Below are 751 nucleotides of genomic sequence, written 5' to 3'. Positions count from 1 at the left end.
CTGTTATCCCAGCAATTTCCCCGTCGGCTCAGGCTTTGTTTGATGCCATAACGCTGCAATAATCGTCTGAACGCTTTGCTGGTATAGTGGCTGCCTTGATCACTGTGAAACAGGATCCCGTGCGGCCTCCCTCTTGATTCAAATGCCCTTGCTAACGCTTTCTTCGTCAGTTCAGAGTCTGGTGAGAAAGACATCGCCCAACCGATGGGCTTACGCGCAAACAAGTCGAGAACGACTGCCAGATAAGCCCAACGTTTACCGGTCCAGATAGAGGTCACATCCCCACACCAAACCTGATTAGGTTCGGTGACCGCAAACTGGCGGTCAAGATGATTGGGAATATCAACATGCTCTTGCTCCTGTCGTGAATAGCGATGTTTTGGCTGCTGACGGCTGACCAGCCCCAATTCAGCCATTAACTTCCCGGCCAGCCATCGGCCCAATGGTCGGCCTTTGGCGGTGACCATCGTGGCAAGGGTCCGTGCACCGGCTGAACCGTGGCTCTCGTTAAACGCCTCGCGCACCAGACTTTTCAATTTCACCCGTTCAGGAACGGCCTGTTTTCCCCGCTTATGCCAGGCCTGATAACTACTACGATGAATCCCGAACAGTTGGCAAAGGAAAGCCACCGGATAATGCACTCTGAATTGCTCGATTAACGAGAACTGTTCAGGTAGTCCGACATCAAGAGTGCTGACGCTTTTTTTAAGACTTCGTTTTCCATTTCAAGGCGTTGGAGTTTCTTTTTCAG

1 pseudogene is annotated in these 751 nt (G+C 51.5%); it reads right to left on the bottom strand.

The window, feature by feature from the left end:
• Window positions 1-751: pseudogene (locus tag PSI22_RS21295) on the bottom strand (IS3 family transposase); the annotation flags it as partial.

The organism is Xenorhabdus aichiensis, from assembly GCF_028598775.1.
Taxonomy (GTDB): Bacteria; Pseudomonadota; Gammaproteobacteria; order Enterobacterales; family Enterobacteriaceae; genus Xenorhabdus; species Xenorhabdus bovienii.
This window is presented reverse-complemented; position numbering and strand designations above follow the sequence as displayed.